This window comes from Bradyrhizobium sp. AZCC 1693, assembly GCF_036924745.1.
Classification (GTDB): Bacteria; Pseudomonadota; Alphaproteobacteria; order Rhizobiales; family Xanthobacteraceae; genus Bradyrhizobium.
Map to the genome: position 1 here is coordinate 5,879,773 of NZ_JAZHSD010000001.1, position 22,839 is coordinate 5,902,611.

17 protein-coding genes and 3 pseudogenes are annotated in these 22,839 nt (G+C 63.1%); 7 read left to right on the forward strand and 13 right to left on the reverse strand.

Features of this window, described 5'->3' with window-relative positions:
- The first annotated feature begins 189 nt into the window (after positions 1–189).
- From V1293_RS27820 to V1293_RS27845, 6 genes are all read left to right on the forward strand, one after another.
- Positions 190–2,091, forward strand: coding sequence for an extracellular solute-binding protein (locus V1293_RS27820; protein ID WP_334513931.1), 1,902 nt, complete (start codon positions 190–192; stop codon positions 2,089–2,091).
- An 11-nt stretch (positions 2,092–2,102) separates the two neighbouring features.
- Positions 2,103–3,971, forward strand: coding sequence for an extracellular solute-binding protein (locus V1293_RS27825; protein ID WP_334513932.1), 1,869 nt, complete (start codon positions 2,103–2,105; stop codon positions 3,969–3,971).
- Positions 3,972–3,974: 3 nt separating this feature from the next.
- Complete coding sequence (locus tag V1293_RS27830; protein ID WP_334513934.1) at positions 3,975–5,084, forward strand: microcin C ABC transporter permease YejB; 1,110 nt, start codon at positions 3,975–3,977, stop codon at positions 5,082–5,084.
- 2 nt (positions 5,085–5,086) lie between these two features.
- Entirely contained in the window at positions 5,087–6,265 is a 1,179-nt protein-coding gene (locus tag V1293_RS27835; protein WP_334516937.1) for an ABC transporter permease, read from the forward strand.
- A gap of 9 nt (positions 6,266–6,274) precedes the next feature.
- Positions 6,275–7,888, forward strand: coding sequence for an ABC transporter ATP-binding protein (locus V1293_RS27840; protein ID WP_334513936.1), 1,614 nt, complete (start codon positions 6,275–6,277; stop codon positions 7,886–7,888).
- Between the two features lie 181 nt (positions 7,889–8,069).
- Positions 8,070–9,233, forward strand: a complete 1,164-nt coding sequence (locus V1293_RS27845; RefSeq protein WP_334513938.1) for an IS481 family transposase — start codon at positions 8,070–8,072, stop codon at positions 9,231–9,233.
- Positions 9,234–9,266: 33 nt separating this feature from the next.
- Here the strand turns inward: V1293_RS27845 and V1293_RS27850 are convergent, their stop codons facing one another.
- Entirely contained in the window at positions 9,267–10,109 is an 843-nt protein-coding gene (locus V1293_RS27850; protein ID WP_334513940.1) for a C40 family peptidase, read from the reverse strand.
- Positions 10,102–11,484 carry a leucyl aminopeptidase family protein gene (locus V1293_RS27855; RefSeq protein ID WP_334513942.1) on the reverse strand — a complete coding sequence of 461 codons (1,383 nt, stop codon included), beginning with the start codon at positions 11,482–11,484 and terminating at the stop codon, positions 10,102–10,104. The genes V1293_RS27850 and V1293_RS27855 overlap by 8 nt, the downstream gene beginning before the upstream one ends.
- 135 nt (positions 11,485–11,619) lie before the next feature.
- On the opposite strand from V1293_RS27855, the gene V1293_RS27860 reads away from it, so the two are divergent.
- Positions 11,620–12,444, forward strand: coding sequence for a tetratricopeptide repeat protein (locus V1293_RS27860; RefSeq protein ID WP_334513943.1), 825 nt, complete (start codon positions 11,620–11,622; stop codon positions 12,442–12,444).
- Positions 12,445–12,770: 326 nt separating this feature from the next.
- Here the strand turns inward: V1293_RS27860 and V1293_RS27865 are convergent, their stop codons facing one another.
- From V1293_RS27865 to V1293_RS27915, 11 genes and pseudogenes are all read right to left on the reverse strand, one after another.
- On the reverse strand, positions 12,771–13,745 hold the full coding sequence (locus tag V1293_RS27865; RefSeq protein WP_334513945.1) for a type II secretion system F family protein: 975 nt from the start codon (positions 13,743–13,745) through the stop codon (positions 12,771–12,773).
- 10 nt (positions 13,746–13,755) lie between these two features.
- Positions 13,756–14,733: a type II secretion system F family protein gene (locus V1293_RS27870; RefSeq protein WP_334513947.1), complete on the reverse strand. Its 978-nt coding sequence runs from the start codon at positions 14,731–14,733 to the stop codon at positions 13,756–13,758.
- A 7-nt stretch (positions 14,734–14,740) separates the two neighbouring features.
- Positions 14,741–16,207 (reverse strand): CpaF family protein, encoded by a 1,467-nt coding sequence (locus tag V1293_RS27875; RefSeq protein WP_334513948.1) that lies wholly within the window; start codon positions 16,205–16,207, stop codon positions 14,741–14,743.
- A gap of 22 nt (positions 16,208–16,229) precedes the next feature.
- Positions 16,230–16,664 (reverse strand): annotated as a pseudogene (locus V1293_RS27880) (AAA family ATPase); the annotation flags it as partial.
- Positions 16,665–16,668: 4 nt separating this feature from the next.
- Positions 16,669–17,668, reverse strand: a pseudogene (locus V1293_RS36245) (IS30 family transposase).
- A gap of 46 nt (positions 17,669–17,714) precedes the next feature.
- Positions 17,715–18,557 (reverse strand): annotated as a pseudogene (locus tag V1293_RS27890) (AAA family ATPase); the annotation flags it as partial.
- Entirely contained in the window at positions 18,554–19,294 is a 741-nt protein-coding gene (locus tag V1293_RS27895) for a CpaD family pilus assembly protein (RefSeq protein ID WP_334513951.1), read from the reverse strand. The pseudogene V1293_RS27890 and the gene V1293_RS27895, both read right to left, overlap by 4 nt.
- Before the next feature lie 21 nt (positions 19,295–19,315).
- A complete protein-coding gene (locus V1293_RS27900; RefSeq protein WP_334513953.1) occupies positions 19,316–20,791 on the reverse strand; it encodes a type II and III secretion system protein family protein in 1,476 nt (491 codons plus the stop codon).
- A 17-nt stretch (positions 20,792–20,808) separates the two neighbouring features.
- On the reverse strand, positions 20,809–21,597 hold the full coding sequence (cpaB, locus tag V1293_RS27905; protein WP_334513955.1) for a Flp pilus assembly protein CpaB: 789 nt from the start codon (positions 21,595–21,597) through the stop codon (positions 20,809–20,811).
- 127 nt (positions 21,598–21,724) lie between these two features.
- The gene (locus V1293_RS27910; RefSeq protein WP_334513956.1) at positions 21,725–22,249 is read right to left on the reverse strand and encodes an A24 family peptidase; all 525 of its coding nucleotides are present in this window, start codon (positions 22,247–22,249) and stop codon (positions 21,725–21,727) included.
- Between the two features lie 208 nt (positions 22,250–22,457).
- Entirely contained in the window at positions 22,458–22,622 is a 165-nt protein-coding gene (locus tag V1293_RS27915; protein WP_334513958.1) for a Flp family type IVb pilin, read from the reverse strand.
- Positions 22,623–22,839: the final 217 nt, after the last annotated feature.

Genomic DNA, 22,839 nt, shown 5'->3' on the forward strand with positions numbered 1-22,839 from the left:
TTATGTGTCCCTTGCCTGGCCGTTGCCATGATCGCGCCCTTGTTACCGGGACTTTTCGCCGCAGCGGCACTGTTCCCGGCCTGCTATCATGAGGAAAAAGCAACGTAATTCGTCGAACCCTTGCCTTATAATCGGTCCTCAATAGCTTGGGGCTTCACCGACGTTCAAGCCGCAACAGGAATTCTGCATTTGGCGATTACCCGACGATATCTTCTGCAAGGCAGCGCCGCAGCCGCCATGGCTCCGGCACTCGGGCTCACGGCGAACCTTCCCGCGATTGAAGCCGCCCACGCCCAGTCCGCCACAGATGGACTGCAGTGGCGGCACGCGCTCTCGCTGTTCGGCGACATCAAGTATCCGGCCGATTTCAAGCGCTTCGACTACGTCAATCCGGAGGCCCCGAAGGGCGGCACCGTACGCCAGATCCAGATCGGGACGTTTGATAACTTCAATCTTGTGGTTGCTGGCGTCAAAGGCTCGCTCGCAGGCGGCGTTCAGCTGATCTATGAATCTCTCATGACGCAGTCGCTGGATGAGGTTTCGACCGAATACGGCGAACTGGCCGAAGCCGTCAGCCATCCCGAGGATTTCTCCTGGGTCACCTACCGTCTCAGACGGGAAGCGAAATGGCATGACGGAAAGCCTGTGACGCCTGACGACGTGATCTTCTCACTCAACGCGTTCAAGCAAAATCATCCACAGTACTCGGCGTACTACCGGCATGTGGTGAAAGCTGAAAAAGTCGGTGATCGCGACATCAAGTTCAGCTTCGATGCGCCAGGCAATCGCGAGCTTCCGCAGATTGTAGGGCAACTCACGATACTGCCGAAGCATTGGTGGGAGGGCACTGACAGCGAGGGCCGCAAGCGCGACATCTCCGCGACGACGCTGGAGAAGCCGCTGGGCTCGGGTGCCTACCGCATCAAGGAGTTTGTCCCGGGAAGGACGCTGACGCTGGAGCGTGTGAAGGACCATTGGGGGCGCGATTCCAGCGCGAACGTCGGACGTAACAATTTCGACGAGTTGCGCCTGGAATATTTCCGGGACTCGACGGTCGCGCTCGAGGCGTTCAAGGGCGACCAGGTCGATTGGCGCACTGAAAACAGCGCCAAGAACTGGGCAACGGCCTACGACTTTCCGGCCGTCAATGACAAGCGCGTGCTGCTCGAGGAGTTTCCAAACCGCAGTTCCGGAATCATGCAAGCATTCGCGCTGAATATCCGGCGTGAGCAGTTCAAGGATCCGCGGGTGCGTCGGGCGCTGAACTTTGCGTTCGACTTCGAGGAAATGAACAAGCAGATATTCTTCGGTCAGTACAAGCGCATCAGCAGCTACTTCGATGGAACTGAACTGGCTTCCAGCGGCCTGCCGCAAGGCAGGGAGTTGGAAATACTCGAAGCCGTCCGCGCAGAAGTGCCTCCCGAGGTATTCACGAAGCCCTATACCAATCCGATCGGCGGTAGTCCCGAAGCGGTTCGCGAAAATCTGCGTGAGGCGCTGCGCTTGCTGAAGGAAGCCGGGTACGAGGTACGCGACCGCAAGCTGGTCGATAGCAAGACGGGGGCGCAATTTGCGCTCGAATTGCTGGGGGCAGACCCGACCTTCGAACGCGTCATGTTGTTCTTCAGACCCTCTCTCGAGCGACTCGGTATCGCCGTCAGCGTGCGCACAATCGATCCGACACAGTATGAAAACCGGCTTCGCAGTTGGGATTTCGATCTGGTCGTCTCGTCGTGGCCGGAATCGTTGTCACCCGGAAATGAGCAGCGCGAATATTGGGGCTCGCAAGCGGCCGATATGGCGGGTTCACGCAATATCATCGGCATCAAAAACCCGGCGATCGACAAATTGATCGAGCGCCTGATCTACGCCAAGGGCCGGGAAGACCTGGTTGCGGCGACCAAGGCGCTCGACCGGGTGCTGCTGTGGAATCACTACGTCGTTCCGCAGTGGAATTATCCCAAGGTCCGTACCGCGCGCTGGGATCGCTTTGGCCGTCCAACGGAACTGCCGAAATACGGGCAATCCGCTTTTCCCTCGCTATGGTGGTACGACGCCGAGAGGGCTGCCAGGATCGGAAAGCGCAGTTGAAGGGATCGCGCATGGCGCTACTCAATCGCCGGCACGTGCTGGGGCTCGGCGTCGGCGCGCTGAGCGCGGCGCGCTTCAGGCCCGCGGCTGCGTCCGAGGCCGGCCATGAAACGCACGGCCTGTCGGTGTTCGGCGATCTGAAATATCCCGCCGACTTCAAGCATTTCGACTACGTCAATCCGGCGGCGCCCAAGGGCGGATTGTTTTCCTCGATCCCGTCGACCCGCGCCTACAATCAGTCCTTCCAAACGTTCAATTCGTTCAACGTCTTCATCCTTAAGGGCGAGGGCGCGAAGGGCATGGAGCTAACCTTTGATTCGCTGATGGCGCGCGCCAACGACGAGCCCGACGCGATGTACGGCCTTGCGGCAAAATCGGTGTGGATTTCACGCGACAAGCTCACCTACCGCTTCACGATGCGGCCGGAGGCGCGTTTTCACGATGGCTCGAAGATGACGGCGCATGACGTCGCCTTCTCGCTGAACATTCTGAAGGAAAAGGGTCACCCGCTGATCCTGGTTCAGTTGCGCGACTTCGTGAAGGCGGAGGCGCCGGACGATGAGCAGGTGACCGTCACCTTTGCGCCGAATCGCGCGCGCGATGTCCCGCTCTATGTCGCGGGCCTGCCGATCTTCTCCAAGGCGTATTACGCGACGCGGCCGTTCGAGGAATCGACCACCGATATCCCGCTCGGTTCGGGGCCGTACAAGGTGGGCCGATACGAGATCAACCGCTACGTCGAGTATGACCGGGTCAAGGACTGGTGGGCGGCCGATCTTCCCGTCAATCGCGGCAGCTACAATTTCGACACCGTGCGCTACGAGTTCTATCGCGACCGCGACGTGGCGTTCGAAGGCTTTACCGGCAAGAGCTATCTCTACCGCGAAGAGTTCACTGCGCGGATCTGGGCTACGCGTTACGACTTCCCGGCGATCAAGGATGGCCGTGTCAAGCGCGAGACCCTGCCGGATGAATTGCCGTCAGGTGGGCAGGGCTGGTTCTTCAATACCCGTCGCGACAAGTTCAAAGACCCCAGGGTACGCGAAGCGATCATCAATGCGTTCGATTTCGAATGGACCAACAAGACCGTGATGTATGGCGCCTATGCGCGCACGGTTTCGCCGTTCCAGAATTCGGACATGGTGGCGACCGGGCTGCCCTCGCCGGAAGAGCTGAAGCTGCTCGAGCCGTTCCGTGGACAGGTGCCGGACGAGGTGTTCGGCGAGCCGTTCGTGCCGCCCGTGTCGGATGGCTCGGGCCAGGACCGAACGCTGCTGCGCAAGGCGCAGCAATTGCTTCAGGATGCGAAAATCCCCATCAAGGACGGCAAGCGGCTACTGCCGAATGGCGAGATTTTTACGATCGAGTTCCTGCTCGACGAGCCGTCGTTCCAGCCGCACCACGCGACCTTCATCAAGAATCTCGGCCAGCTCGGCATCGACGCCAGCATCCGGTTGATTGACGCTGTGCAGTATCGCGCCCGGGTGGAAGCCTTTGATTTCGACGTCACGACAATGCGCCTGAGCATGTCGCCGACGCCGGGTGACAGCCTGCGGCCGTATTTTACATCGCATGCGGCCGCCACCAAGGGATCGTACAATTTGGCTGGAGTAGCCAGCCCCGCGATCGACGCGCTGGTCGACAAGGCGATCGGCGCCGAAACGCGCGCTGACCTGACCAACGCCTGCCGCGCGCTCGACCGGGTATTTCGCGCCGGCCGCTATTGGGTGCCACAGTGGTTCCGCACCACCCATCCGATCGCGTATTGGGATCAGTTTGCGCATCCGCCCAAGCCTGCGCGCTACGCCCAGGGCACCGGTGCGCCGGAGAACTGGTGGTACGACGCTGCCAAGGCCGCAAAGCTCGAGCAGGCGAAATAATTCATGACCGCCTATATCGCCCGCCGCATTCTCCTGATGGTCCCGACGTTGCTCGGGATACTGTTCGTCTCCTTCGTGGTCGTGCAGTTTGCGCCCGGCGGCCCGGTCGAGCGCGTGATCGCACAGCTCTCCGGCGCCGATACCGGCGGAAGCTCCAGGGTGTCGGGTGGCAGCGGCGGTGACTTTGGTGCACGTCCCCAGGCCGGTGCGTCCGCGGACGCCGTTAGTTCGAAATACCGCGGCGCGCAGGGGCTGGATCCCGATTTCATCAAGAAGCTGGAAGCGCAGTTCGGCTTCGACAAGCCGGCGCCGGAGCGTTTTGCGCTGATGGTGTGGAATTTCTCCCGCTTCGATTTCGGCAAGAGCTATTTTCGCGACGTCAGCGTGATCCAGCTGATCAAGGAGAAGCTGCCGGTGTCGATGTCGCTCGGCATCTGGATGACGCTTCTGACGTACCTGATCTCGATTCCGCTCGGCATCCGCAAGGCCGTCGCCGACGGATCGAAGTTCGACACCTGGACGTCGGCGGTGATCATCGTGGGCTTTGCGATCCCGGGATTCCTGTTCGCGATCCTGTTGATCATCCTGCTCGCCGGCGGCTCGTTCCTTAACATCTTCCCGCTGCGTGGGCTGACTTCCGACGGCTGGGCGCAGTTCCCCTGGTACTGGAAGATCATCGATTATTTCTGGCACATCACGCTGCCGCTGGTGTCGATGGCGCTCGGCGCCTTCGCCACCATGTCGCTGCTGACCAAGAACTCGTTCCTCGACGAGATCCGCAAACAGTATGTGATGACCGCGCGCGCCAAGGGCTGCAGCGAGCGCCAGGTGCTGTACAACCACATCTTCCGCAACGCGATGCTGATCGTGATCGCGGGCTTTCCGAGCGCGTTCATTCACGCCTTCTTCTCCGGCTCGCTGTTGATCGAGACCATCTTCTCGCTCGATGGCCTCGGCCTGCTCGGTTTCGAGAGCGTCTTGAACCGCGATTACCCTGTTGTGTTCGGAACTTTGTTCATCTTTTCGCTGGTCGGTCTCGTGGTCAACCTGATCTCCGACCTCGCTTACATGTGGATCGATCCGCGGATCGATTTCGAGGCGCGTGAGGTCTGATGATGACGATCACCGCGCCCCAGCCGGTCGAGACCACGACGCAGTCGCCGCTCGGCGAAGTCGTGCCGCCGATCCGTCACGCGTTTGCGCCGTCGCCGCTCAATCGCCGCCGCTGGCAGAATTTCAAGGCCAACCGAAGGGGCTATTGGTCGTTCTGGATCTTCCTCATGCTTTTCACGGTCTCGCTGTTTGCCAATTTCATTGCCAACGACAAGCCGCTCGTCGTCAAATATGACGGCCGTCTCTATTGGCCGGTTATCTTCAACTATTCCGAGACCACCTTCGGCGGCGATTTCGAAACCACCGCCGACTATCGCGATCCCTATCTGCAGAAGCAGATTTCCGAAAAGGGCGGCACCGTGATCTGGCCGCCGATCCGGTACTCCTACGACACCCACAATCTTGACCTGCCGACGCCGGCGCCGTCGAAGCCGACCTGGATGCTGACGGAAGAGCAGTGCAAGGAGGTGGTGCAAAAGAGGGGCCTCAAGGGCTGCCGCGATCTCGAATACAACTGGCTCGGAACCGACGATCAGGGCCGCGACGTGGTCGCGCGCCTGATCTACGGTTTCCGCATTTCGGTGCTGTTCGGGCTGACGCTCACCATCCTGTCCTCGATTATCGGCATCGCCGCCGGCGGCGTGCAGGGCTATTTCGGCGGCTGGATCGATCTCACCTTCCAGCGGCTGATCGAAGTCTGGACCGCGATCCCCTCGCTCTACCTGCTCTTGATCATATCGGCGGTGCTGCCGCCGGGCTTTTTCATCCTGCTCGGCATTCTCCTGCTGTTCTCCTGGGTGTCGCTGGTGGGGCTGGTGCGCGCCGAATTCCTGCGCGGCCGAAATTTTGAATATATCCAGGCGGCGAGGGCGCTCGGCGTCTCCAACGCCGTCATCATGTTCCGTCATTTGCTGCCGAATGCGATGGTGGCGACCATGACGTTCCTGCCGTTCATCGTGTCGTCCTCTGTGATGACGCTGACGGCGCTGGACTTCCTTGGCTTCGGCCTGCCGCCCGGCTCGCCGTCGCTCGGCGAATTGCTGTCGCAGGGCAAGGCCAATGTGCAGGCGCCGTGGCTCGGTTTCACCGGCTTCTTCTCGGTCGCAATCATGCTGTCGCTTTTGATCTTCATCGGCGAAGCCGCGCGCGACGCCTTCGATCCGCGCAAGACGTTCAGGTAGGGGCTGCGCATGGACGCCATCAATCAGCCCCTGCTCGATGTCCGCGACCTCTCGGTGGCGTTTGGCAATACGCTCGCGGTCGACCGGGTCTCGTTTTCCGTCAAGCGCGGTGAATGCGTGGCGCTGGTCGGCGAGTCCGGCTCCGGAAAATCCGTCAGCGCCTTGTCGATCCTGAAGCTGTTGCCGTATCCCAGCGCCTCGCATCCCTCCGGCCACATCCGCTTCCGCGGCCGCGAGCTGCTGACGGCGGCGGAAAGCGAGATGCGCGAGATCCGCGGCAATGACATCTCGATCATCTTCCAGGAGCCGATGACCTCGCTCAATCCGCTGCACACGATCGAGGCGCAGATCGCCGAGATCCTTTCCCTGCACAGCGGTATCAGCGGGCAGACGGCGCGGGCGCGCACGCTGGAACTCCTGACGCAGGTCGGCATTCCCGATCCCGAAACCCGGCTGAAGAGCTATCCGCATCAATTGTCGGGCGGCCAGCGCCAGCGCGTCATGATCGCGATGGCGCTCGCCAACGAGCCGGACCTCCTGATCGCGGACGAGCCGACCACCGCGCTCGATGTCACCGTGCAGGCCCAGATCCTGGCGCTGCTAGCCGAAATCAGGTCGCGGCTCGGCATGAGCATGCTGTTCATCACCCATGACCTCGGCATCGTCCGCCGCATCGCCGACGTCGTCTGCGTGATGAATTCCGGCAAGATCGTCGAGCAGGGACCGGTCGAAGAAGTATTCACCGCGCCGAAGCATGCTTACACGCGCGCGCTGCTGGCGGCCGAGCCCAAGCCCGACCCGGCGCCGCCGCGGCCCAACGAGCCGGTGGTGATGTCGGCTGACAATCTCAAGGTCTGGTTTCCGATCAAGCGGGGCCTGCTGCGCTCGACCGTCGGCCATATCAAGGCGGTGGATGGCGTCAGCATCGCGGTCCGCAAGGGCGAGACGCTCGGCGTCGTCGGCGAATCCGGCTCCGGCAAGACCACGCTGGGGCTGGCGCTGCTCCGGCTGATTTCCTCCGATGGCCCGATCGTGTTCCTCGGTAGCAACATCCAGGGCCTGCGTTTCAAGGCCATGCTGCCGTTCCGCCGCGACATGCAGATCGTGTTTCAGGATCCGTTCGGCGCGCTGAGCCCGCGCATGTCGGTCGGCGATATCGTCGCCGAGGGCCTGACCGTGCATCAGAAGTCGCTGTCGTATGAGGAGCGCGAGACGCGCGTCGTCAAGGCGCTGCGGGATGTCGGCCTCGATCCGGAAACGCGCTTCCGCTATCCGCACGAATTCTCCGGCGGCCAGCGCCAGCGCATCTCGATCGCGCGCGCGGTGGTGCTGGAGCCGAATTTCGTCGTGCTGGACGAGCCGACCAGCGCGCTCGACATGCTGTTCCAGGCGCAGATGGTCGACCTGTTGCGCGAACTGCAGCGCAAGCGCGACCTGACCTACATGTTCATCTCGCACGATCTGCGCGTGGTGGCCTCGCTCGCCAGCCATCTGATCGTGATGCGCCACGGCAAAGTGGTGGAGGAGGGGCCCGCCGAGGGGCTCTTCAAGAACCCAAAGAGCGACTACACCCGCGCGCTGTTCGCGGCCGCTTTCCGGATCGAGGCGGTGCCGGAGCCATAGTACGGACTGTCATACCCGCGAAGGCGAGTATCCAGTACGCCGCGGCCCCTCGATTACTCACATTCGTCTCAGAGTACTGGATCACCCGCCTTCTGTTTAGCCCGGACAGATCACTGACGGGTGTTCGGAGACATAGCTGACACATCAAAATTGGCTGGATTGGTCGATTCGGGAGCCGTCCATGCCGTGGAGCGAGGTGTCAGTAATGGATCAGCGACGCGAGTTCGTGCGACTTGCCTTGCAGGAAGGAGCGAACCGCCGGGAGCTCTGCCGGCGGTTCGGGATCAGTCCTGATGTGGGCTACAAATGGCTGAGGCGATGGCAGGCCGGCGATCGGGAGCTTTCGGATCAGTCCCGTCGTCCGAAGCGGATGCCCAAGCGCAGCGCCGCTGCCGTGGAGGCGCGGGTCGTAACTGTGCGCGACAAGCATCCTGCTTGGGGAGCACGCAAGATCGCCCATTGCCTGAAGCGCAATGGGCAGGCTGTGCCAGTGCCGTCCACCGTGCATCGGATCCTGTGTCGGAACGACCGGATCAAGCCGAGCGAGAATGCGCCGCCCAATCCAGGCCATCGCTTCGAGAAGGAAGCTCCCAATCAGTTGTGGCAGATGGACTTCAAGGGCCACATGCCACTCGCCAACGGGACGCGATGCCATCCGCTGACGGTGATCGACGATCATTCGCGCTATGTCCCGTGCCTGAAGGCGTGTGAGAACGAGCTGCAGGAGCATCTGACGGCCACGTTCCGCCGCTATGGCCTGCCGGAGGCCTTCTATATCGATAACGGCTCACCTTGGGGTGATACGTCCGGCGGTCGCTGGACCGGGCTGAAGGTGTGGCTGCTCAAGCTCGGCATCAGGGTGGTGCATGCCAGACCGTGCCACCCGCAGGGCCGCGGCAAGAACGAGCGCTTCCATCGCACCCTCAACGCCGAAGTGTTTGCCATGCGCCCCTTCCGCACCCTGCCGGAGGTCCAGCGCGCCCTCGACGCCTGGCGCATGGTCTACAATCTGGAGCGGCCTCACCAAGGCCTCGATATGAGCGTCCCCGCCGACCGCTTTCGGCCGAGTTCACGTGCGATGCCGGCCCGTATTCCGGAGGTGCAATACGACCTCGGCGAGACGGTTCGGACCGTCTCGCCGACCCGAAGCTACATCTCTTTCAAGGGACAGTTCTGGAAAGTTCCGAAAGCCTTCGTCGGCGAGCGCCTTGCCATCCGCCCGCTCGATCGCGACGGCCACTACGGTATCTTCTTTGCCAGTTGGCAGGTCGCATCGATCGACTTGACCAATGACCAACCTGTCAGTGATGTGTCCGAACAGGTGTCAGCCATGTCTCCGGACTAAACACTTCGCGGGTGATGACGGTTGAGGGTGTGGCTATAGCCGCTTGATCGCCGTCACTTCGCTTCCCGCCGCCTTGATCCGCGCAATGGCCTCGCGCGTGTTCTCCACCACCGTCGCCATGTGATGCGCATTGGCGTGCACGATGGTGTCGGCGTCGCGGACGATCGCGACGTGGCCTTTCCAGAAGATCAGGTCGCCGCGTTGTAATCGCTTCGCCTCGGCTGCGTCGAGCGCCCGGCCGAGCCCATCCTGCTGCATGTCGCTGTCGCGCGGGCAGCCGGTGCCGGCGGCGTTCAGCGCCACCTGGACGAGGCCGGAGCAATCGATGCCGAGCGAGCTCTTGCCGCCCCAGAGATAGGGCGTGCCGACAAAGCGTTCGGCGACCGCGACGAAATCCCTTTCCACCGCGTCGAGGTCACCGACATGTTGTCGCGGCAGATACCGGCCTTCGTCCGTCACGGCGAATGCGCCGTCTTCACGGGCAATCGTTACGCGCGCGCCCATTGACAGTGTCTCGACCGGCGGCAGCTTGATCGACGGACCCGGAAACGCAAAGGTCCGCAACGCCGTGATCTTGTGCGTCGGTGCGACCGCGGGCTTTGTCAGCGCTGCATCGGGAATCCAGCCAACATAGCCATCGCCGTTCAATTTGCCCCAGGCAAAGCCTTCACCATTGCGGTCGTAGATGGTGACGCGCTCGCCCTTCAGCGCCTGCGTCACCAGCAAGGTGTCCGCAGCAGGTCCCTCGCGCACCGGCGCGACGGCCTCACGCACGCTAAATTCCTCGCCGTCGACAAAACGCGCGGCCTTCACCTTGCCTTCCAGATATTTCGCGGCAACCTCAGGCCGTGCCGGCGTCAGACGCGGATCATGCATGGCGTTCGCTCAGCAGTTTGTAGATCGCGCGCGCGGCCTGGCATTCGCCGCCTTCGGGGCGCGCGGGTTTTGCGGATGGCGTCCAGCCGTAGATATCGACATGCAGCCAGCTTTTTGCATCGGTGACGAAGCGCTGCAGGAACAGCGCGCAGGTGATCGAGCCGGCAAAGCCGCCGGACGGCGCATTGTTGATGTCGGCTGTCTTCGAATCCAGCCAGGAATCATAGGGCGGCCACAGCGGCATTCGCCACAATGGATCGTTCTCCCGTTTCGCATGGACTGCGACGCTTTCGGCCAGCGTCTCATCATGGGTGTAAAAGGGCGGTAAATCCGGTCCCAGCGCCACCCGCGCCGCCCCCGTCAGGGTGCCGAGGTCAACCAGCAGATCCGGCTTCTCCTCGTCCGCCAGCGCCAGCGCATCCGCCAGCACCAGCCGCCCCTCGGCGTCGGTGTTGCCGATCTCGACCGTCGGTCCCTTGCGCGACTTGAAGATGTCGAGCGGGCGGAAGGCGTTGCCGGCCACCGCGTTCTCGACCGCGGGGATCAGGACGCGCAGCCGCACTTTCAGCTTCGCATCCATCACCATCTGCGCCAGCGCCAGCACGTTGGCGGCGCCGCCCATGTCCTTTTTCATGATCAGCATGCCGCTGGACGGTTTTAAGTCGAGGCCGCCGGTGTCGAAGCAGACGCCCTTGCCGACCAGCGTCACTTTGGGATGGGCGGGATCGCCCCAGCTCAGGTCGATCAGGCGCGGGACGCGCGTCGAGGCCATGCCGACGGCGTGGATCAGCGGAAAGTTCTGCTTCACCAGCTCGTCGCCGACGATGCAGTTGAACTGGGCGCCGAAGCGCGTCGCCAATTGCTGCGCAGCTTCTGCCAGTTCCGCCGGGCCCATGTCGTTCGACGGCGTATTGATCAGGTCGCGCGCCAGCGCGGCCGCCTCCGACATCCGCGCGATATCGGCGACATCGACGCCGTCGGGCGGCGTCAGCCGGACGTTGGGCCGGTCCGCCTTGCGATAACGGCCGAAGCGATAGCTCCCAAGGGCAAAGGCCAGCGTCGCGAGCCGCGCATCATGCGGCGCATTGGAAAAGCGATAGACGCCCGGCGGCAGCAGGCCGGGCAGGGCGCCGGGCCTGAACAGGTCGCGGGATTTGCTGCTCTCGTCCTCGATGCCGAAAACGACCTGCGCGATCTTTCCGTCGGGCGCGGGCAGCGTCAGGCATTTGCCGGGCTTGGCGGTGAAGTCGTTGGCCGCCGCAAACTGCCGGGCTTGCTCGGGAAGCTCCCTGGCGATCCCGGGCCATGTGGTCTTGGTAGCGAAAATGATCGGAATGGCAGCGGCGTCGGGCGCGGTCTCGAACGGGGATTGCATGCGGGTCTCGCGGAAGGGGACGGGCGGGGTGGTGCCGATGGCATAGCACGGCCAATTAACCGGCCGTTAGGGTTAACAGTCTATTGCTGGCGCGTTCGGCTCCCTTCGCCAGCCATTCCCGTGAGTTGAAGTGCCATGCGTCGACAGTCCTGCCATTCCCGGTCTCTTGCCCGGTTCCTCTCCTCCGCGGCCGTGACGGCGGTTCTCGCTGCCGGCCTTGGCGGCTGCCAGACCATGTCCGACATAACGGGGTCGCTGACCTCATCGTCTCCCAAAGCACAGGCCGTTCCCGACGATCCGCGCCGCGCGGTCGAGGTTTACGGCGAGCGATATCGCGCCAACCCCAAGGATGCCGAGGCGGCAATGGGATACGGCCAGGCGCTGCGCGCCACCGGCCAGCGGGCGCAGGCCGCCGCCGTGCTCGAACAGGCCACCATCGCCCATCCCGGCAACAAGACGCTGCTTGCCGCTTACGGCCGCGCGCTCGCCGACAACGGCAATTCGCAGGCGGCCTTCGATGTGCTCAGCCGCGCCCATTCGCCCGCCAATCCCGACTGGCGTATTCTTTCGGTGCAGGGCACCACGCTCGACAAGATGGGCAAGCACGAGGAGGCCCGCGGCTATTACGCGAGCGCGCTGAAGATCGTGCCGGAAGAGCCGTCGGTGCTGTCCAATCTCGGTCTCTCCTACATGCTGACGCGGGAGTTGCCGCAAGCCGAGGAAACGCTGCGACGCGCCCATTCCAATCCCCGCGCCGACGGGAGGGTACGGCAAAACCTGGCGCTCGTGGTCGGCCTGCAGGGCCGCTTCGCGGAAGCCGAGACCATCGCCAAGGGCGATCTGCCCGCCGACGAAGCGGCCGCCAATGTGGCCTACTTGCGGGAAATGCTGAGCCGCAAGGACAGCCCGCGCAATGGCGGCAAGACCGTGCCGGTCGCAGCCCTCAACCGGCCCGACTGAGCATCGCAGCCGTCGTCGCCCGCACGCAGCCGTCATCACCCGCCACAGGTCGCGCGAACGCGCCCGACTTGCTCCAGGCTCCGGCGGGTGACTTGTCCGCCGTAGCTCGGAGGGCGAAGGCGAATCCAATATTCCAACGCTGTTCGCAAGCAGGGCCGGGTGTAGCGTCGTACCGCCTCGCCCGGTTCCGGCTGTGCAAGACCTCTGCTCCAAGACCTCTGCTCCAAGACTTCTGCTCAGAGACCTCTGCTCAGAGACTTCGCTCGGGCTTTCCCGGTGCGGGCTTGTCGAAGTTTTGGCCAGACGGCCAAGCCGCGCCGATTGCCTTAGTGCATCATCTGGACCTTGATGTAGGTCGGTCCGAGAATGACGATGAACAGGCACGGCAGGAAGAACAGGATCATCGGCACGGTCAGCTTCGGCGGCAGCGCTGCCGCCTTCTTCTCGGCCTCGGTCATCCGCATGTCGCGGTTTTCCTGCGCCATCACGCGCAGGCTCTGGCCGAGCGGGGTGCCGTAGCGTTCCGACTGCATCAGCGCCAGGCAGACCGATTTCACGCCCTCGAGGCCGGTGCGCTTGGCGAGGTTCTCGTAGGCCACCTTGCGATCCTGCAGGTAGGACAATTCGGCCGTGGTCAGCGCGAATTCCTCCGACAGCGCGATCGATTGCCCGGCGATCTCGGTTGCGACCTTGCGGAAGGCGACTTCGACCGACATGCCGGACTCGATGCAGATCAGAAGCAGGTCGAGCGCGTCGGGAAAGGCGCGCTTGATCTGGAGCTGGCGCTTGGTGATGGCGTTCTTCAGGAACAGCATCGGCGCCTGCAGGCCGAGATAGGCGGCGGCGATACAAATGCCGAGCTTGACCGTCAATGACTTGTCAAACTGCGTGATCACGAACACGTAGAGCGCCGCGCCGAGAAACAGCGCGATCGGCGTCATCGCGCGGGCAAACAGGAAAGTGACGTAGGGCGCGTGGCCGCGATAGCCGGCCATGATCAGCTTGTCGCGTGCGGCTTCCTGCGCCAGCCATCTGGTCAGGTTGAAATCTTCCACCACCTTGGAAACAAGTTGCGTCGGCGCTTGCCGCAGCGACACTTTTTCCGACTTGTTGAGGCGGTCGCGCTCGCGCTGGCGGAGCCGTTCGCGCTCGCTGGCGACCGCTTTCATGCGCTTGGCGAGGCCTTCGCCGGCAAACAGCGGCATGATCAGCGTATAGGCGGTCGCACTTGCCGCGATCGCGGCAAGCAGCATGGTCATGAACCGCGCGTCGTGCATCTTGGAGATCAGCAAATCAATCATGGCAGCACCGTCAGAAGTCGAAATTGATCATTTTCTTCATCACCAGGATGCCGATCGTCATCCAGACGACGCAGCACACCAGCATGAACTGACCGATTTGATGGGTCCAAAGCATCGCGATGTAGTCGGGCGTCGACATCCAGACCAGCAGCATCACGATCGGCGGCAGCGCGCCGATGATGCTTGCGGAGGCCTTGGCTTCCGTCGACATCGCCTGAATCTTCTCGGCCATCTTCTTGCGGTCGCGCAGCACCTTGGAGAGGTTGCCGAGCGCTTCCGACAGGTTACCGCCGGACTTCTGCTGGATCGCGACCACGATGCCGAAGAAGTTCGCCTCCGGCAGCGGCATCCGCTCATACAGGCGCGCGCAGGCTTCGCCGAGCGGCATGCCGATGGTCTGGGTTTCGATGATGGCTCTGAACTCGCTCTTGAGCGGCTCGGGCGAATCGGTTGCCACCACCTTGATCGATTCGAACAGCGGCAGACCGGCCTTGATGCCGCGCACGATGACGTCGACGGCGTCGGGCAGCGCCTTCAGAAACGCCTTCTCGCGTCGCCTCTTGAGAAAGCCGAGGACCCAGCGCGGCAGGCCGAGGCCCGTGGCGAAAGCCATCACAGCGGCGCCCAGCGGGTGGCGGCCGATCATGAAGGCGAGCACGAATCCGACCACGCCGGAAACGCCTGACACGATCCAGAATTTCTGGGGCGTCCAGGATCCCAAGCCGGCCTGGGCGAGGCGGCCGGTGAGCGAGACGGCATTGTCCTTCTTGTGTCGGGCTTCGAGCTCCTTCAGCGAACCCTCGACCTGCTCACGGCGCGAGCGCTGGGTTTTCTCGACCTGACGCGCCGGAGCGTCGGTACGTGCGATCGAGGCGCGGCGCGATTCGGCCTTCCTCTCGCCTGACAGCGATGGATAGATGAATACCCAGGCCAGGCCGCCAATGGCGGTGGCGGCGAGAAACGCCAGTGCGAGCGCCTGTATGCTCATGGACCCCTCACGTCTTCTCGGTGACTTCGGCGGCGTCGAGCGCGGCTGCAAGCCGCTTCTCTTCGCCGTAATATCGCGCCCGTTCCCAGAACCGCGGACGTCCGATGCCGGTCGAGCGGTGCCGCCCGATGATCTTGCCGTTCGCGTCTTCGCCGACCATGTCGTACAGGAACACATCCTGGGTGATGATGGTGTCGCCTTCCATGCCCATCACCTCGGTGATGTGGGTGATGCGGCGCGAGCCATCGCGAAGGCGCGCGGCCTGCACGATGACATCGATCGAGGCGCAGATCATCTCGCGGATGGTGCGCGAGGGCAGCGAGAAGCCGCCCATCGTGATCATCGATTCGCAGCGTGACAGGGCTTCGCGCGGGTTGTTGGCGTGCAGCGTTCCCATCGAGCCGTCGTGGCCGGTATTCATGGCCTGCAGCAGGTCGAACGCTTCGGGTCCGCGGACTTCGCCGACGATGATGCGTTCGGGGCGCATGCGCAGGCAGTTGCGGACCAGTTCGCGCATCGTGACCTGGCCTTCGCCTTCGATGTTGGGCGGCCGAGTTTCCAGCCGCACCACGTGAGGCTGCTGCAGCTGAAGTTCGGCTGCGTCTTCGCAGGTGATGACGCGCTCGTCCTCCTCGATGAACTGGGTCAGGCAGTTCAGCAGCGTGGTCTTGCCCGAACCGGTGCCGCCCGAGATCAGCACGTTGCAGCGGACACGGCCGATGATCTGCAAGATCTGCGCGCCTTCCGGCGAGATCGCGCCGAACTTGACCAGCTGGTCGAGCGTCAGCTTGTCCTTCTTGAACTTACGAATGGTGAGGGCGGGCCCGTCGATCGCCAGCGGCGGAACGATGGCGTTGACGCGGGAGCCGTCGGCCAAGCGGGCGTCGCAGATCGGCGAGGATTCGTCGACGCGCCGGCCGACCTGGCTGACGATGCGCTGGCAGATGTTGAGCAGCTGCTGGTTGTCGCGGAAGCGGATGCCGGTCTTCTGGATCTTGCCGGCGACTTCGATGAACACCGTGCCGGCGCCGTTGACCATGATGTCGGCGATATCATCGCGCGACAATAGCGGCTCCAGCGGGCCGTAGCCGAGCACGTCGTTGCAGATGTCGTCGAGCAGTTCTTCCTGCTCGGCGATCGACATCACGATGTTCTTGATCGCGATGATCTCGTTGACGATGTCGCGGATTTCCTCGCGCGCGGACTCGCCGTCGAGCTTGGCGAGCTGGGCGAGGTCGATCGCCTCGATCAGGGCGCCGAAGATGGTCGCCTTGACCTGGTAGTAATTGTCGGATCGCCTCGCCTCCATGGCAGGGGCGGGCGGCGGCGCCTTCATGGGCGCGATCGGAGGCGACGCGACGGCCGGCGCGGCCACCTCGCGCGAAACGGCCGGCGCTGAAGCCGGCTCCGGCGCCTGAATGGCGGGCTTCAGTACCCGCGTATCGATATCATTTCCACTACGCTTACCGAACACGATGGCACTCCACGCAGGCTGTCTACTTCTTGGCCCGCAACTTCTCGATCAAAGGCGACAGCAACGAACTCTTCGGCTTCTTGGTCTCGCCGCGGCCGGTGAGCCGCTGCGCAATCTGCAGGAACATCTCGGTGGTGCGATGGGTTGCGGCGATTTCCGCGATCATCTGGCCGTTGTTGGCGGCCGAACCGAAGATTTGCGGCTCGAACGGTATCGTGGCGATCGGGTGATTTTCGATCGCCTTGGCGAATTCGGCGGCGGGGATCTCCGGACGCTTCGGGATGCCGACCTGATTGAGGCAATAGAGCGGGGCGCGATCGTTCGGCCGCGATGTCTTCAAGAGGTCGTAGATGTTCTTGGTGTTGCGCAAATTGGCGAGATCGGGCGCCGCCACGATCAGGATGTCGTCGGCCGCGATCAGCGCGCGCTTGGTCCATCCCGACCATTGATGGGGGATGGAGTCACGTTTGAAGTGCAACGATTGATTTGAGTGCGGAGAATGCCTCGGCGGGCGTCTTGAAGTCCAGGCATTTGCGTGGGGTATCGTTGAGGCGCTGAACGTGCCGCTTGAGGTCGGCTGCCGTGATGAGTTTGAGGTCAGTTTTGCGGGGCAGCAGGCGTCGTAAGCGCCCGATGGATGTTTTCCACGCCGCCTTTTTGCCAGGGACTATGGGGATCGCAGAAGAAGGTCTGGACGCCGAGGGTTTGGTGAAGCCTGTGATGCTCGGCGAATTCGTTCCCGTTGTCGAAGCTGACGGTTTTGCGCATTGCTTGGGGAAGTTTGCCGAGTTGACGGCCGATGGTCCGAGCGGTGCGGACAGCTTTTCGATCGAGTGGTCGGTGAACCATGTTGAAGCGGGTTTGCCGTTCGTGGAGAACAAGCAACCCTTGGCCACATCGGGCGAACAGCATGAAGTCGGCTTCCCAATGGCCCGGTGTCCCGCGGCCTTCGACCTCGGCGGGGCGTTCGGTGATCGAGCGCCGTTGTTTGATGAGGCTGGCGGGGCTGCGTCCTGGACGGTGCCCTCGTCTTCGTTTGCGGCGCGGCAGCAGGCGGTGCCAGCAATCCTTCTGAGCGGCACGATGATAGATGAAACGATAGATTGACTCATGGCTGATGATGACGCGACCATGTTCCAGCGCCAGCCGGCCAGCGATCTGCTCTGGGGAATGTCCCATCGCAAGGCGTTTGCCCACGCGGTTTCGCAGGTCCGGCTGGCGCGCCAGCTTGAAGCGGCCATCCCACCGTCGCCGACGCTCGGCCAATTGCTGAGCCCGGACAGGCTCGTAGCCCCCGGCCCAGACCTTGGTAGGCCGGGAATTGCGCCGCAGCTCCCGGCTGATCGTCGATGGCGCCCGGTCGAGCGCAGACGCAATTTCGTTTTGAGATTTACCGCCTGCATGCAGGCGGTAAATCTCAACGCGCTCTTCAAGGCTGAGCTGGCCATAACATTGTCCCATCGCCACAACACCCTAGCAGGTGTTGCACTTGTGTCGTGAGCCCAAGGGGTACGTCGAGCACGATGCAGGGCATCGTGGTGCGAAGCGTATCGAAGATCGAATCGAACGCCTCCGCGCCGAAATCGTAGACCCGGTCGAGGGTCGCCGGCGCCGCCAGCAGGCTGAGATGGTCGGTGCATTTCGACAGCAGGCGGTCGAGGAACGCGGTATCGACCCGGTCGGGCGAGAACACCGCATCCGCGATACCCTGCGGCGGGTCCTGATTGTAGTCGAGGCCGGCGGTGCCGAAAGCGAGATCGAGATCGGCGACCACGGAATCCAGCGCCAGATCGCGCGCGATCGCCCAGGCGACGTTGTGGGCGACAGTGGATGCGCCAACGCCGCCCTTGGCGCCGACGACGGCAACGATGCGGCCGACAGCCTTGGCTTCCGGCGACGAGAACAGGTTGCAGACCGAGCGTACGACGTCGATGGCGCTGACCGGGGCGATGACGTAATCGCTGACGCCACGGCGCACCAGTTCGCGATAGAGCATGACGTCGTTGATGCGCCCGATCACGATCACACGGGTTCCGGCGTCGCAGACGGTGGCGAGCTGGTCGAGGCCGAGGAGGATGTCGTTGCGGCCTTCGGTCTCCAGGATGATGACGTTCGGGGTCGGGGCCGAGCGGTAGGCCTCGACGGCAGCGGCCATGCCGCCCATCTGGATCTTGAGGTGAGCCTTGCCGAGGCGACGGTCTTCGCCTGCCGACTGCACGGCGGCCGCGGTTTCCACCGTCTCGCAGAAAGCCTGCACCGACACCCGCGGCGCCGGCGCGATGTGATCCTCGGTAGACGGAGCCGCGATTTCCGGCTGCTGTTCTGGGTTCTGGCGCGAGTAAGTGATCATTTGCCGGTATCGCTGAGTTTGGCCTTGTCGGCCTCGGGATAGGTGGTCGCGGTGGGCGTGCCCTTGCGATATTTTTCGAAGGCTATGCCACGGCGCGGCGCGAAGGCTGGGGTTTCGGGACGCGGCTGCACGAGATCGGACGGATTGTCGACCATCGCCGCCAGATTGCGCTGATTGGAGCAGCCGAAATTGTAGTACTGCTTGTTGTCGAAATAGCTCTTGTTGTGGATCGACGGTCCGAGATCCTCCGGCCACAGCCCGCATGGGCCGGCCACCGCCGAAATCTTCGGATAGTTGAGGCGGATCGCAGCCATGTGCCTGGGATCTTCGGGGCGATACTGGCGGACATTGGTTGCGCGCGGTGGCACGCCGGCGGCGGCAAGTGTTGCCTGGATTTCGCGCAATGAATCTTCGGCCGCTCGCGCGTTCGGCGTACTGACGGGCACGTCGATGGTGATGATGCCGGTGCCTTCCCGCATCCAGGTCTGGCCCAGATACATCACGTCGGCGCGCTGGGAGGCGGAAAGGCCGCCGCGTCCGCGGCCGACGAAAACCACGATCGAGCGGTCGGCTTCCTGAACCGCAATCGGATGGCGCAGGCGATAGTCGTCGGGCGCGCCCGCCGTCGTCACCACATCGGTGGTGTGCTTGCAGGCGCCAAGCGCCACGGAAAGACCGATCAGCGCTCCCGCCATGCAGAGGGCGCGCCTTGGATCGGCGGGCTTCCTTGATTTCATCCTCGGTGTCATCGTCCCGCCTCAGTCCGTAATAAAGCCGTAGGTGCCGCGATAATTCCGGGCCTTTTCGACACGGCCCGGAACGCCGTAGATGCGATTGATGCTGCCGAGCAGGTCGGCCTGCGGGTCCGAGGCGGCGGCAAAGCCGTCGTCGGGCCGCGACAAATCCTTCTGCGCCACCGCGCGCACCACATAGGGCGTGACCAGAACCATCAGTTCGGTCTGATTGTTGACGTAGTCGCGGCTGCGGAACAGCGTGCCGAGGACCGGCAATTGCGACAGACCGGGGAGGCCGTTGATGGCCTGCTTGGTCTGGTCCGCGATCAGGCCCGCCATCGCCATGGAGCCGCCGGAGGGGATCTCCAGGGTGGTTTCCGCGCGGCGGGTCTTGACCGAGGGAATGGTCAGCGAGTTCGTCGAGTTGTTGCTGAGAGACTGCGTCAGCGTGATCGAGTTGTCGTTCGACAGTTCCGAGACTTCCGTCATGACGCGGAGGCTGATTCGTCCTTCGCTCATCACCACCGGCGTGAAGTTGAGCGAAATGCCGAATTTCTTGAATGAGATCTGGGTGGTGCAGACGCGCGTGAGCGGATCGCAGGAATAGCCTGCGGGAACGGGAAATTCGCCGCCGGCAATGAAGGTCGCGGCTTCGCCCGAGATCGCGGTCAGATTGGGCTCGGCCAGCGTGCGTATGACGCCGGCGCTCTCCATCGCGCGGAGCGTAGCCGTCACCGACGGAGTGTTTCCGAACGCCGTCTGCAGCGCGTTGGTCGCGACCGCGGGACGGCCGAGGGCGGTAAACGGGTTGGAGTTGTCGAATTTCACGACCGCAGTGCCGTAGTTCATGTTGGCCGTGATATCGATACCCAACTGCTTGATGATGCTGCGGGCGACTTCAGCGACCGTGACTTTCAGCATCACCTGGTCGCGGCCGCGGACGGCGATCGAATTGACAACCTTGTCCGCGCCGCCCACGAGGCGGGCGGCGATATCGACGGCCTGCTGCGCCTCGATCGGGCTCGCTGCCGAGCCGCTCAATACCACGCCGTCGCCGACGCCCTCGATCAGGACGTCCGAATTCGGCAGCGACTGCTTCAGCGCGGCGCGCACGCCGTTGAGGTCGCGCTTGACCGCGATGTCGTAGGCCGCGATCTGCGCGCCCGTGGAGTCGAAGAAGACGATATTGGTCTGGCCGACCGCGGCGCCGATGATATAGGCGCGCTGGGTCGAGCGGACGACGGCGTTGGCGACCTTCGGATCGGCGACCAGTACGTCCTTGATCTCCCGCGGCAGGTCGATCACGATCGATTTGCCGATCCCGAGCGAAACGAACCGCGCGTTCATCTGTCCGTCGGTGCTGACCGGAGCGGAGGTGCGATAGTCGCTCGCCACTACCGGCGTCAGTGCCGGATTGAGCGTGAGAGCAGCCACGGCCGAAAACGACAGGGCGCGGACGATGAACGTTCGCATCATCGGCTGAATTTCCCTGCACTTCATATCGTGCGTCCTTTCGGTCACTTCTGCACCGTCTGCTGGCTGGCAACGCCATATCGAATGACGTTGAGGTTTTCGCCGCGCCTGTTGGATTGCTGGTCGTCCGGCTTCTCGACCGCGTTGACGTCGGCAATGCTGCGCAGCGCCAGCGTCAGCGTGCCGCTCTGGCGCGATCGCGCCAGCGTCTCGGCCTGCTCGGGCTTCAGTTCGAGGGTGACCGTCCTGCCGACCAGCGAGCTCGAGCCCTCTTTTTCCTTCGGCGCCTGGTCGATCGCGAGAACACGAATGTTGCTGAGGATGACCTCCGCATTGGGGAGGTCCGGACCGGCGGCACCCTTGTCGCGCTTGGTAAGAATTACGTCGACACGATCATTCGGCAGGATGAAGCCGCCGGCGCCGGTTTCCGGCGAAATTTCCGTGGAAATGGCCCGGTAGCCGGCGGGCAGGATCGCCGCCATGAAGCCGGAGCCGTCGGCCCTCACCAGCTTCTGTTCGCGAATCGGTTCGCCCGCGATGAACGGCGCGCGCGCGATCGAGCCGGTGACTTCCTTGATGGCGTCGGCCTTGCTGGCGCGGCTGATGAAGCTGCTGCTGGCGGTCGCGGCCGGCCAGGTCTGCCATTGCAGATCGTCCGGCTTGACCGATTGGCCAAGGCCGATATCCGATTTGGCCACGAGAATATCGATGGTCTGGAGCTGCGCGACCGGCTGGGCCGGCGCAGGCTTGTCGTCAGACCCGCTGGCGAGATACGCGGCAACGCCGCCGGCGCCGATGGCGATGGCCAGGACCACAATGCGTGCGGTATTCATTACGCTTCACTTTCCACATTACGCTGCGACGCTTCCGCCGCCGTGATGGGAGTTGACCAGCTATTCGTCAAAGCATGGTTAATGAGGCGTGTGTAAATTGCCTTAACGGAAAGTTAGCGACGCCGGATCAGCGCATGGCGATATGAGCGAGGTCGATCGCCTTGATCCAGTCGGTCTGCGGATAGATGATCAGCGCGCCCATGGCGAGCGCGATGCCATAGGGAATCCCGCTCTGTTTGTCGTGCAGCCGGTTCAGCCAGGCTTGTCCCGTAAGCAGGGAAGGCAGCGGCCATTGCCGAAACTGGATCAGCAGGACCGTCAACGCCCCGCCGAGCAGCGAGGCATAGAGCAGAAAATCGAGGAGATGGTCGAAACCGAACCAGAGCGCAACGCTGGCCGCGACCTTGGCGTCGCCGCCGCCGACCCATCCCATCGCGAAGCAGGCGAAGGCCACCACCAGAACGGCCGCGCCGGCCCCGAAATGCAGGAGGATGTCGTGCAGGCCCATGCCGCCCAGCAGCGCGAGCGCCACAAAGCCGGCGATCAGCGCCAGCGACACCCGGTTCGAAATCGTCATCGTGAACAGATCGCTCGCGGCTGCGAACGCCATCAGGGCCGGAAACAGCAGGAGGCGGGCGGTATCGAGGATCATGAGTTCACGCGAGGCTGTGGTTGGCCCGGGAGGCCAAGCCTTGACCGAGCCTAGCCACGAGAAGTGAACAATCGGGAAATGCCGGAAATCGCACGTTCGAACATCCGGCGGCGGCTTGTTGGTTTCGGCGCGCGCTTTGCAACGACGCCTTGCAAAACGATAAAGGCCCCGGCAAGCCGGGGCCTTGACGCCTGCTCGTAGCCGTCGCTTACTTGAGTGAGCTCGAGATGCTGCTGAACTTCGTCGACAGCGTGGAGCCGAGACCGTTGACGACGCTGATGATCGCGATCGAGATGCCGGCGGCAATCAGGCCGTATTCGATGGCGGTGGCGCCGGACTCATCCTTCACGAAACGCGAAACGAGATTCTTCATAGATGATAACTCCTGTGTACACACGTGGCTGGTCGAACTTAAGTTTGGTCTTGCCGGCGTTCTCAGCACCGTGACCATGGCGTGACCCTAGGGTGCGACAATTTCGACGCAGTTAATTCGACCGTGCAAAAATGCTTGGAACTTGCTGTTCTTGAGCACAGTAAACACCGCATTAAGGCATCCGGGTAAATGCAAGCCGACTGCGGAGGCCGTTCGT

Bases quoted from the DNA above. Each gene is read 5' to 3' on its own strand.
- V1293_RS27860 (WP_334513943.1), top strand. From the start codon at position 11,620: ATGCGTCGACAGTCCTGCCATTCCCGGTCTCTTGCCCGGTTCCTCTCC.
- V1293_RS27910 (WP_334513956.1), bottom strand. From the start codon at position 22,249: ATGATCCTCGATACCGCCCGCCTCCTGCTGTTTCCGGCCCTGATGGCG.
- V1293_RS27840 (WP_334513936.1), top strand. From the start codon at position 6,275: ATGGACGCCATCAATCAGCCCCTGCTCGATGTCCGCGACCTCTCGGTG.
- V1293_RS27865 (WP_334513945.1), bottom strand. From the start codon at position 13,745: ATGATTGATTTGCTGATCTCCAAGATGCACGACGCGCGGTTCATGACC.
- V1293_RS27855 (WP_334513942.1), bottom strand. From the start codon at position 11,484: ATGCAATCCCCGTTCGAGACCGCGCCCGACGCCGCTGCCATTCCGATC.
- V1293_RS27830 (WP_334513934.1), top strand. From the start codon at position 3,975: ATGACCGCCTATATCGCCCGCCGCATTCTCCTGATGGTCCCGACGTTG.
- V1293_RS27900 (WP_334513953.1), bottom strand. From the start codon at position 20,791: ATGAAGTGCAGGGAAATTCAGCCGATGATGCGAACGTTCATCGTCCGC.
- V1293_RS27835 (WP_334516937.1), top strand. From the start codon at position 5,087: ATGACGATCACCGCGCCCCAGCCGGTCGAGACCACGACGCAGTCGCCG.
- V1293_RS27870 (WP_334513947.1), bottom strand. From the start codon at position 14,733: ATGAGCATACAGGCGCTCGCACTGGCGTTTCTCGCCGCCACCGCCATT.
- V1293_RS27915 (WP_334513958.1), bottom strand. From the start codon at position 22,622: ATGAAGAATCTCGTTTCGCGTTTCGTGAAGGATGAGTCCGGCGCCACC.
- V1293_RS27825 (WP_334513932.1), top strand. From the start codon at position 2,103: ATGGCGCTACTCAATCGCCGGCACGTGCTGGGGCTCGGCGTCGGCGCG.
- V1293_RS27845 (WP_334513938.1), top strand. From the start codon at position 8,070: ATGCCGTGGAGCGAGGTGTCAGTAATGGATCAGCGACGCGAGTTCGTG.
- V1293_RS27895 (WP_334513951.1), bottom strand. From the start codon at position 19,294: ATGAAATCAAGGAAGCCCGCCGATCCAAGGCGCGCCCTCTGCATGGCG.
- V1293_RS27850 (WP_334513940.1), bottom strand. From the start codon at position 10,109: ATGCATGATCCGCGTCTGACGCCGGCACGGCCTGAGGTTGCCGCGAAA.
- cpaB (WP_334513955.1), bottom strand. From the start codon at position 21,597: ATGAATACCGCACGCATTGTGGTCCTGGCCATCGCCATCGGCGCCGGC.